The organism is Okeania sp. SIO3B5, assembly GCF_010692555.1.
GTDB lineage: Bacteria > Cyanobacteriota > Cyanobacteriia > Cyanobacteriales > Microcoleaceae > Okeania.
The window spans coordinates 1-10360 of sequence record NZ_JAAHHG010000359.1; the positions used below are offsets into that span (position 1 = coordinate 1).

Consider the following 10360-nt stretch of genomic DNA (forward strand, 5'->3'; position numbering starts at 1 on the left):
CCGTGTCCCCGTGTCCCCGTGTCCCCGTGTCCCCGTGTCCCCGTGTCCCCGTGTCCCCGTGTCCCCGTGTCCCCGTGTCCCCGTGTCCCCGTGTCCCCGTGTCCCCGTGTCCCCGTGTCCCCGTGTCAGACGCAATCATCTCAGTATTGAGCAACGCCCTTTAGTCCTACAATAGCTTCTGCTAAACCTCTTGAAGTAGCAGGAGGTAAACCAAGCTCCACATCACCCCAACGCATAATACTAGCAATAGAACTCCCAGAAAAACCATGGGAATAAATCATCACCAAATCATCTTTTTGAATCTTCTTTTGTTCGGCTGCATGATATAAAGCAGCTATTGCCGACACAACAGAAATATTACCGTATTGAGGAAACATATCAATGGTTTTGTGTTGAGGAATATTCAATTCTAAAGCACAAAAATTAACGTAACCAGCAGAAGGTGGATAAAATATAAAGAAATCTATATCTTCTACTTGAATTCGAGATTTCTCTAATACTTTTGTACAGCATTCCTGAAAATATTTAATAAATAAAGAAGTGGCGTATTTGACTGTCTCTTTATTTACCGTAATTAATAACTTAGGGTTGCCATTCCCATCTACAGTAAACTTGGGATAAACTACATCACAAGTATCATAGGTGTTAGTTGAGTAAGAATGAAGTAATCCTTCTCCTGTTTTAACTTTCTCTACAATAAAAGCAGCAGCTCCATCTCCAAGAGTAAAAGAAAAAGAATTTGTATATTCTATATGCTTGGAGTAATTGCATGATAAAGAGACTAAAACTCGGTCTAATTTCTGGGCTTGGATTAAAGCCATGGCATTGTCTAAGGATAATAAAGCACCTCCACAGGTAGCATTCATATTCCAAGTTGTACCTCGAAAGCCTAGTTTTTGAGCAATTAAAGTGGCATTGCCAATGGCTAATCTCTCTGGAAACATTGCACAAGAAATTAATAAATCAACTTCGTTAATATCTAGTTTTGCAGCTTGTAAAACCTTTTCTATTGCTCCACATTCAATAGTTAAAGAAGTTTCATCTCCACTTAAAATTCTTCTTTCTGAAGTACCTCGAAAAATATCTTCTCGATAAGGTTTAACAGCTTGCACCCAATTCTTATTTTCTTGAGAGTCGGGGTCGAACAGTCGCACATTTTGACTTTTTTGTTCGAGTTTAAGCAACAAATCTGGATAGTTCTTTTTCCAGTGATCGTTTGTTAATATATATTCTGGAAAATTAACTGCAAGTGCTCGGATACCAACAGATTGATTCATTGTTATTTATTCCTATTTATTTACAAAAAAAGCGGAAGTTATATCATGTCCGGTTGAATAATTAGACTTTGGTGGAAGGAAGGCAGCGGGAGCTGGAGGCAGAAGGCTTTCTTCTATTGTCAACTTAATTTTATAGACAAACGATGCTGCCGGACATGAGATTAAGCAATTGTGGGGATGAAAACAGTAATTTTTATCAAAACTCAGGCAGTAATGCAATATGTAGGTTGGGTTAAGCAGAGCGTAACCCAACAAAAGCTTGATGGTGTTGAGTGTTACCGTAGCCAGTCTCAAGGTAACACTAGCATTAATATTCAATTCATAATCTTTCTTCTGCTTCACTAAGTCTGCTGCAAAACACGCTTGAGAACTTTCCCCGTAGCATTTTTGGGAATAGAATCAACAAAGCGAAATGTATGAGGCACTTTATAATTTGCTATTTTCTGAACACAAAAACTTTTTATATCCTCAGCAGAAACAAATTTACTAGGTTTGAGAACAATATTAGCATTAACAATCTCTCCTTTCAAGCGATCGCTCACACCATAAACCGCTGCCTCAAGCACAGCAGGATGTTCCAGAATTACTTTTTCCACTTCAGAAGGATACACTTTAAACCCAGAAACATTAATCATATCCTTCAAGCGGTCAACAATATAGAAATAGCCATCCCGATCCATCCTGCCTAGATCGCCTGTATGAAACCAACCATTATGCAAAACTTTCTGTGTTTCTGTTGTACGATTCCAATATCCTAGCATGACATTCGGACCGCGTATTAACAGCTCTCCAACTTCCCCACATTCAAGCTCGTTGCCAGCTTCATTCACAACTTTTATTTCTACGTTTTCAATTGGCATTCCAATGGAACCCAATTTATACCTCAAATCGTGGTTGTAACAAGCAAAAGGTGAAGTTTCTGTTAACCCATAACCCTCATATATAAGTTTACCACAAAATTCTTGCCATTGACAAATAAGTTCTACAGACATTTTAGCAGCAGCACTAAAATAATAGCGCACCGAGTTAAAATCTAACTGCGATATACCAGTTTCCAGCAAACGTAAAAACACTGTCGGGACTCCAAAAAACATGGTCACGCCATGATTTTGAACAGCTCTCAATACATCTTCTTGCTTAAACCGTCGCTGCAAAATAATTGTTGCGCCAGCATTTAACCCGCCATTGAGAATAAAATTCTGACCGAAACAGTGGAAAAGGGGTAAAAAAAGCAACAATTTATCATCATAGTCGATTTTACAACAATGCTTAACTGAGTGCATATTAGAGCAGATATTCCCGTGAGACAGGGTTGCTCCTTTAGGAAAACCAGTGGTACCAGAAGTGTAAACAATAGCAGCAGGGGCAGTCGGTTCCATGGAAACAGTCTTGAAATCAGAACTCCCTTTTTCCATCAGAGTAGACAAGCTGATATCTGTATCTGTTTCACCCTCAGCAATTAAAACATTCTTCAGAAAAGCTAGACATCGATGGGGTATTTGCTCCCTCAAAGATTCTGTTGTCACAACTGCTACTGCTTCACTATCATTTAGGATGAAGCGAACTTCATCACTTTTCAGCATTGAATTAACAGAAACAACCACGGCACCAAGTTTGAGAATTGCCAAATAAGTAATGACAAATTCAGGAATATTTGGCAAAAATAAAGCTACGCGATCGCCACATTTTATTCCTAAATGCTGCAAACCATTAGTCACACGATTTGCCAACTCATTTAGCTCCCCATAAGTAAAAGCTTTTTCTTCAAAAACTAAAGCTGTTTTGTGAGGGAAAAATTGAGCGCCTCTTTCAATATGTTGTGTAATATTCATCGTTATTTTTTGACCTCAAATATTTGTTTTTTCCTATGGTGTAGAAAGTAGTTTTATAGTAAGCATTCAGCCGTCAGTTATTAGCTATCAGCTAATTTTTTAGAAGGTAAAAGGTAAGCATTCAGCCGTCAGCCAGCTTCCTATGGTCGGAACTGCGGACTTCAGCTAGCCTCCTATGGTCGGAACTGCGGACTTCAGCTATTGCTTTTAGTTTAGGATAAAAGCAATATTTAACTGTCTTACTACAAAAGTTGCCTCCCTTACCCTTAAAGTAAGTTGTTAATTTAAAAACCGTCCTTTAAGGAGAGAGTCTTGTTGCTGAAGTCCGCAGTTCCTCCGGAGGAGTCTAGCTGACAGCTAATAGCTGAATGCTTAGGGTAAAAGCAACCTTTGAAGTAGTTTATTTGGCAATATAATCAGCCGGAGCTATGATTTTACATATTTGTTGCCAATCACTAGCATCTAGTTGAAAAATTTTTCGACAATGCTCGATTGTTTCTACCAAAAGTTGTAGTTGCTTGGAGAATTTAGTTCTCGGAAAAAAACACAACCATTTACAACAAACTTTTGGGAAAAAGGTTTTAAGTTTCATCAAAATCTCCTTATTTTCCGTAAGCATTCAGCTATTAGCATTTAGCAATCAGCGACCGTTTTTTTATACCCTTGAAAGGGGAGGCTTGAGACCTTATTTTTTTGCTCAAAAAGCCAAAATCTGAAGCGCTGATAGCTAATTAAACTGTTGATTTTTTAGCACTCCAGCTAAATGTTGGAAAGCGGAGCATGACCTACGGAAAAGCTGATAGCTAGTTAATTATTATGCACAGACAAATGTTTGAATAAGGAGCTATAAACCAGGAACAAAAATAATAGTAGTGGGAGTGGAGGAGTTATATCATGTCCGGATAATAATATCAAATCCGGTAGCATCGGTGTAATTAGATAGTTAATCTAGGAGTCAGGAGTCAGGAGTCAGGAGTCAGGAGGGAAGAGAATTTAGAAACATTTGCTCTTGGATGAAGATGAAAATTTTTTTTATACCGAATTAAGCGGATTTGATATCAGTTATAAAAAAACCTTATCCCTTAGAACTTTTCTTTCCCTTCTGCCTTCCCTCCTCCAAAGTGTAACTATATCAACCGAAGATGATATTAGGGAGTTAGGGAGTTAGGGAGCACGAAAGAAAGATAATTATCTTGAACTTTTTAACTTCTGTAGTTAATCCTCTTATGAGTAAAGAAATAGGGGATAGTATTGTACGCCCTAAACTTTACTCATAATTTTCAAAAAAAAACTAAAAACGAAGAGCTTTCTAATTATTTTTCATTCATTAACTTAGAAAAAAATATTAGAAACAGCTTGACTAATCTGACCAGGAGCACTCAAATCATCTACAATTCGTGAAATATAAATGTCTAAACTTTGTTCACAATCATCCCATATCAAAGACTGTTCTTTTGATGCAGGCTTTCCTAACAGTTCTCTGACTTTATTATACAACAATTTAGTTGCAGGTGACAAGTGTTTTTCAACATCATAATTACCAAAAACCACATAATTTTTTTGCTCCACTGCCTGGACAGCAAAAATCAAAGCGATCGCTAAATATTGTCGGAATAAATCAATGGAAGTTCGTGCCAAATTAGCAGAACCAAATCCTTGACTATTAATATTCTGATTAAACTGTTCCGCATGAGTAGGAAAACGGTCCGCTAGAGAATTCCCATAAAAAGTCAACAACGGCATAATTGAATTGCCAGCAATTTGCAAACCCTTCAATCCCATATTCACTTTTCGTTGAGTATTGCCCACCAAAGAAGCAGATAATCCACCATTAAATTCAGGAGTAACTAACAGAGCAATTTGAACATCTAGATGTTTAGCAATTAACCCAATAAAATAGCGCAATCGGTCCATTCCGACTCCCACATATTGACCCAGAAAATTACCGCCGTGATAGCTACTTTGACGTTTGACGTCAATTAAGGGATTATCTGTCACAGAATTAATTTCTGTCTCTATCTGACTAGCAATATCCCATAAACCATCTACCACTGGACCCAAATATTGCGGTAAACAGCGCATAGAATAACGGTCTTGAATCAAATCGCCACCATCAAAGTGATTGTCACCATTCAACTCATCACAACTCAAACGAGAACCAGACAGCAAATTCACCATTTGCTCTGCTACCCAAACTTGACCGGGGTGAGGTTTCAATCCATGGATAAATGGATGAAATGACTGATTTGTACCGCCCAGTGCTTGTATCATTAATGCGTGAGTTGCAATAGCTACGGCAAATAATGAATGAGCATCATTTACACAATTGGCAGCAATGCCAGTCATTACAGAAGTACCATTAACCATTGCTAACCCTTCTTTGGCACGCAAGGACAGGGTTGGTAATTTAAGTAGGTTAAGAGCTTCAATAGCTGAGATTTCTGTGCCTTTGAAATCTACGGTAAACGCTGGATCTAAACCTAGTAATGCTCCAGTAATATGCGCCAGAGGGACAAGATCCCCACTAGCACCAATGGAACCTAAATCATAAACATGAGGGGTAATTCCTTCGTTGAGGAATATCGCCATACGTTCGATTAATTCGTAGCGAATACCAGAGGCACCTTTTGTATGGGAGTTCATCCGCAACAGCATAGCAGCACGAACATCTGCAATAGGGAGTCGATTTCCAGCTCCCGTTTTGAGAAACCAAATTAGGTTTTCTTGCAAAGCAGCAGCATCTTCACAGGAAATAGCTGTATTACCCATGCCACCAAACCCTGTAGTGACTCCGTAAATTGATTTTCCGGTTTCTACGGCATTAGTAATATAGTTGCAAGAGTCTTGGATACCTTGGCAGATATCTAGACGTTTTGTGAGTGTAACTGGCGCTCCTAATTTTGCTACCTTTGCTACCTGTTTGAGAGTGAGATTGTTTTCGCCAACAATTATTGGGTTTGACTTTTGAGCAGATTGAGATTTTCCAATGAAGAAATTGTTCTCAATACTAGGTGCAATTTTGGGTTTGAGACTCTGACTGTAGAGAGATGAAGAGCTTTTATTTCCTACAGATTTTTGAAGGGGTTGGTTGTTCAGGAATTTATTTCTCAATTGTTTTCTCCTTTTTAGCGATTGAAATCACAAGTTTACATGACTCATATCACCAACAGGACAGAAAGAATCTATTACAATGTGTACTAGATGTCTATACATAATCCATGTTGGATGAGGTGGCTAAGTTTAGTAAAACTGAACCACGAACTAAATCTGGAATTGCTACTAGAAACAGCAATTCAATATTTAAAGAGCGAAAGGCATCAATCAGTCTGTGATTGAGTAATCAATAGAAGATATTGTCAGTGTTATCTATTGATTTCTCTCAGCAGACTTTTATTTATTTGATTGTACAAAGAGTTAAAACACAAGCAGGAGCATCTAGGAATTATCGATTAGCAGTTCATTCTTGAAGAGGTATTTACACACTACCTAACTTAAATCAAGTTTTACTGATGAAAGTGGGCTTTAGGCGCGGATAATAATTTGGTGAATCAAAATCATGATTGAGTTAATTGATAAAAGTATAACTCATCAATTATCAATATAATCTGAGCTAATTCATAATCTTAGCTAAATTAATATTATCACAAAAATCACTTAAAACTCACTGATTCATACTTAATTTTGAGTATGTTTTTTCTTGATATCTGAACTCAGTATATCAACGGATATATTTGTTTGATGAATCTATACGATATTTATCGTAACAATCTTTAGATTAAGTTGTCAATAGATATTTTCATAACCTACAGAATTTTTTTTTTGCGTTGGTGAATCAAGCTATAAAATCTAAACTTGGCAAAACATAAAATGCTTTTAATTTAATAATTAGACAATAGCCATTAAAGGACAATTATAGTAAAAATCACCAACGTCTTTCTTTGAAATAGACTACAAAATAATTTTTTTGCACCTAGGAGCAAGGATGTAGGAAGTAGAGAGTAGACAAATGCTTTGGCAACTATAGTATACTTATGTTATAACCACTATAAATTCCGCACATTAATTGATATAAGTATATATAAGTTGGCAGCTTTACACTTTCATTCATTATCTTTATTGGCCTTATGTAAAAATCAAACCAGAAAGAATACATTAAGGCATAATATCATGTCCGGATAATAGCGTGATAAAAAAACCTTTTCCCTTCTAATCTTTTCTTTCCTTCTGCCTCCTGCCTCCAGCTCCCGCTGCCTTACCTTCTCCAAAGTATAAGTATTCAACCGGAAACGATATAAATACTTGATTTATTAGTCTAATTGACGTTTGCTATTACCCCTATTTTAAGCTAGTTTGAACTTTTTTAATATCACGTCGGTTAATTACTGGCGATCAAAAAAGTTCTACTTCCATCCGTCCTTGATACCCTCTAAAAAGGGGGTGGGGGGGATGTAATACTAAATCCGGCGATCGAAAGAACCGTTATTTATAAAGGTAAGGCAGAAAGCATTTATGCTTAAGGGTTTCTTTAAGGTGAAAAGCGGTCGTTTTGCTAGCGCAAAATATCATGTCCGGTAGCATCGGAGCGTGTATAAAATTAAGGTGACACTCTTGAGAAAAGCTTCTGCCTCCTGCCTCCAGCTCCCGCTGCCTTCCTTCCACCAAAGTCTAATTATTCAACCGGACATGATATAACTACATTAACGGCTATCGCCCATATGTTTGCGTAGCATTCCGTAAGAAAAAGCGGAGCTTCCCGTAGGGTGGGATGGCGATATTCGGAGCTGGTCTGCAAGAACGGGTTTCCTCGCCATATCCATGAGACCAAGAAAATATTCAATTCAGTATTTTCAAGGCTCCGACTAAAGCCGGAGATACTGATAATATCATGTCCGGTTGAACAGTGATAAATAAATAACTACGGAGGAGTCAGTCCTCAGGAGTCAGGAGTCAGGAGGAAAGAGGGAAGAAAGAAGAAGAACTGGAGTTGAAGGAGAAAGTTTTTTTATCACTAATTATCCGGACATGATATAACTGATAGCATAGCTCTGACCATAGGAGGCTAACTGATAAGTGATATCGTGTCCGGTAGCATCGGAGCGTGTATAAAATCAAGGTGACACTCTTGAGAAAACCTTCTGCCTCCTGCCTCCAGCTCCCGCTGCCTTCCTTCCACCAAAGTCTAATTAGGGCTTGCTGAAAAAGTCTTATGGGTGAAGGTAGGAGACAGGAGACAGGAGACAGGAGACAGGAGAAATGGGAATTTGGAGGAGGTAGGAGTAAGAATTTTCTCAAGATGGTTCTGCCCTACTATGCACCCAAAATCCTGAATTTTTGAACCATTACCACCGAAAACCTCGCACTTTTTCCAGATCTAAAATTGCTCAAACCAATATCAGTCAATAAGCGCGATATTTAATCAGCAAACCCTAATTATTCAACCGGACATGATATGAAATGACCTCCGGAAAGTTACAAACTTCTACTCAGTAGAATTACTGAATCAGGACTTACGCACACTAAATCCAGTGAGGGCGTTTTGCTCCGCAACATATAAAGCGGAGCTTTGCGTTAGCAAATGACATCCGCCCCTACATATGGTGTTTTCAAGGTTAATTTGCATAAGTCCTGTGAATATCATATCCAAATAAATTCGGGTCAACTTCTGCCAAATTCAAATCATCCAACCCATACTCCGCCCAACGTCTATCCACCATTGCAGCAACATCAGCATCGGACTCCAAAGCTGCACCCCACTCATGATCAGTTTCAGGAGGAATTTTTGTAGTAGCATCTATTCCCATACGGCCACCCAAACCAACTTTCTCGCTAGCAAAATCTAAACTATCAAAAGGTGTATTCGGCAAAATAAACACATCTCTAGAAGGATCGACTTTAGAGCTAATTGCCCATACTACTTGACGAGGGTCGCGAATATTAATCTTATCATCTACCACAATTACAAACTTTGTATAAGTAAACTGTGGTAAAGCACTCCAAAAAGCTAACGCTGCTCTTCGTGCCTGACCTGGATATGCTTTCTTAATAGAAATTACCGCAGCTTTGTAACTCAGAGCTTCCATGGGGAGGAAAAAATCAACAATTTCTGATACTTGCTGTCGGAGAATAGGAGTATATATCCGGTTAAGAGCGATCGCCATCATTGCTTCTTCTTTCGGCGGTCTCCCACTAAAAGTGGTCAAATAAATTGGGTCTTTGCGGTGAGTCATACAGTGAAATCTAACCACCGGAGAATCTTCCAACCCACCATAGTAACCCATGTGGTCCCCAAAGGGGCCATCTGGTAACATTTCTCCTGGAGTAATAGTACCTTCGAGGACAAATTCTGAATCTGCGGGTACTTCCAAATCTAGGGTTTTGCACTTATTTAACTTTACGCCCGAACCACCGTAAAGCCCTGCAAATAGCCATTCTGACAAGTCTACAGGAATAGGAGTAGCAGCAGCCATAATAATTAATGGGTCTACACCAAGAGCGATCGCTATCTCCAATTTCCTACCATTTTCTGCTGCTTTTCGCAAATGTCGCGCTCCACCACGGACGGATAACCAATGTACCGTCATAGTGTTACGTGACTGTAACTGTAACCGATAAACCCCTACATTTGGTGTACCTGTTTCACAATCTTTTGTAATAACCAAACCGAGAGTAATAATTTTACCCGCATCTCCAGGATAGGGACGTATCATGGGAATTTGATTTAAGTCGAGAGCGTCTCCCTCCACAACCACTTGTTGACAAGGAGGGAAAAAGTCACGTCCTGGTTTTGCTTTGACAACATCAAATAAAACTTTGCCAAACTCTACTGCTTGAGAAATCTTTTTTGGTGGTTTTGGTTGTTGCAGCATCCCCAGTTTTTTGCCCAAGGTTTCTAATTCTTGGGGTTTTTCCATATTCATTGCCCAGCAGACTCTTTCTTCTGTGCCTAACAAATTTATTGCTATGGGGTAGTCAGACCCTTTGACATTTTCAAACAGGAGACCAGGGCCACCCTTTTGCAGCATCCGGTTACAAATTTCTGCTATTTCTAGGTCAGGGTCAACTAAAGCTTTGATTCGGCGTAGTTGTCCTCGGTCTTCTAAAATTTTTAGGAATCCTCTTAAATCGCGGGCCATATTTTTATTAACTTTTGTTAAACAACGGTATGATATCACAGGAGTCATATCAGTTATCAGTAGACGTCTCCACCAAATGAGGGAGTAGGGAGTAGGGGCGAATCGCGATTCGCCCGTA

At 38.8% G+C, this 10360-nt stretch carries 5 protein-coding genes; all 5 read right to left on the minus strand.

All coding sequences use genetic code 11. The features are described 5' to 3' along the window. Positions 1-140: 140 nt before the first annotated feature. Positions 141-1277, minus strand: coding sequence for a 3-oxoacyl-ACP synthase III family protein (locus F6K54_RS31730; protein WP_293086855.1), 1137 nt, complete (start codon positions 1275-1277; stop codon positions 141-143). A gap of 341 nt (positions 1278-1618) precedes the next feature. Further along, a complete protein-coding gene (locus F6K54_RS31735) occupies positions 1619-3109 on the minus strand; it encodes a class I adenylate-forming enzyme family protein (RefSeq protein WP_293086858.1) in 1491 nt (496 codons plus the stop codon). A gap of 400 nt (positions 3110-3509) precedes the next feature. Further along, positions 3510-3701: a hypothetical protein gene (locus tag F6K54_RS31740; RefSeq protein WP_293086860.1), complete on the minus strand. Its 192-nt coding sequence runs from the start codon at positions 3699-3701 to the stop codon at positions 3510-3512. Positions 3702-4441: 740 nt separating this feature from the next. Further along, positions 4442-6220: a histidine ammonia-lyase gene (gene hutH, locus F6K54_RS31745; RefSeq protein WP_293086863.1), complete on the minus strand. Its 1779-nt coding sequence runs from the start codon at positions 6218-6220 to the stop codon at positions 4442-4444. Between the two features lie 2498 nt (positions 6221-8718). Then, complete coding sequence (locus tag F6K54_RS31750) at positions 8719-10242, minus strand: UbiD family decarboxylase (protein WP_293086866.1); 1524 nt, start codon at positions 10240-10242, stop codon at positions 8719-8721. Positions 10243-10360: the final 118 nt, after the last annotated feature.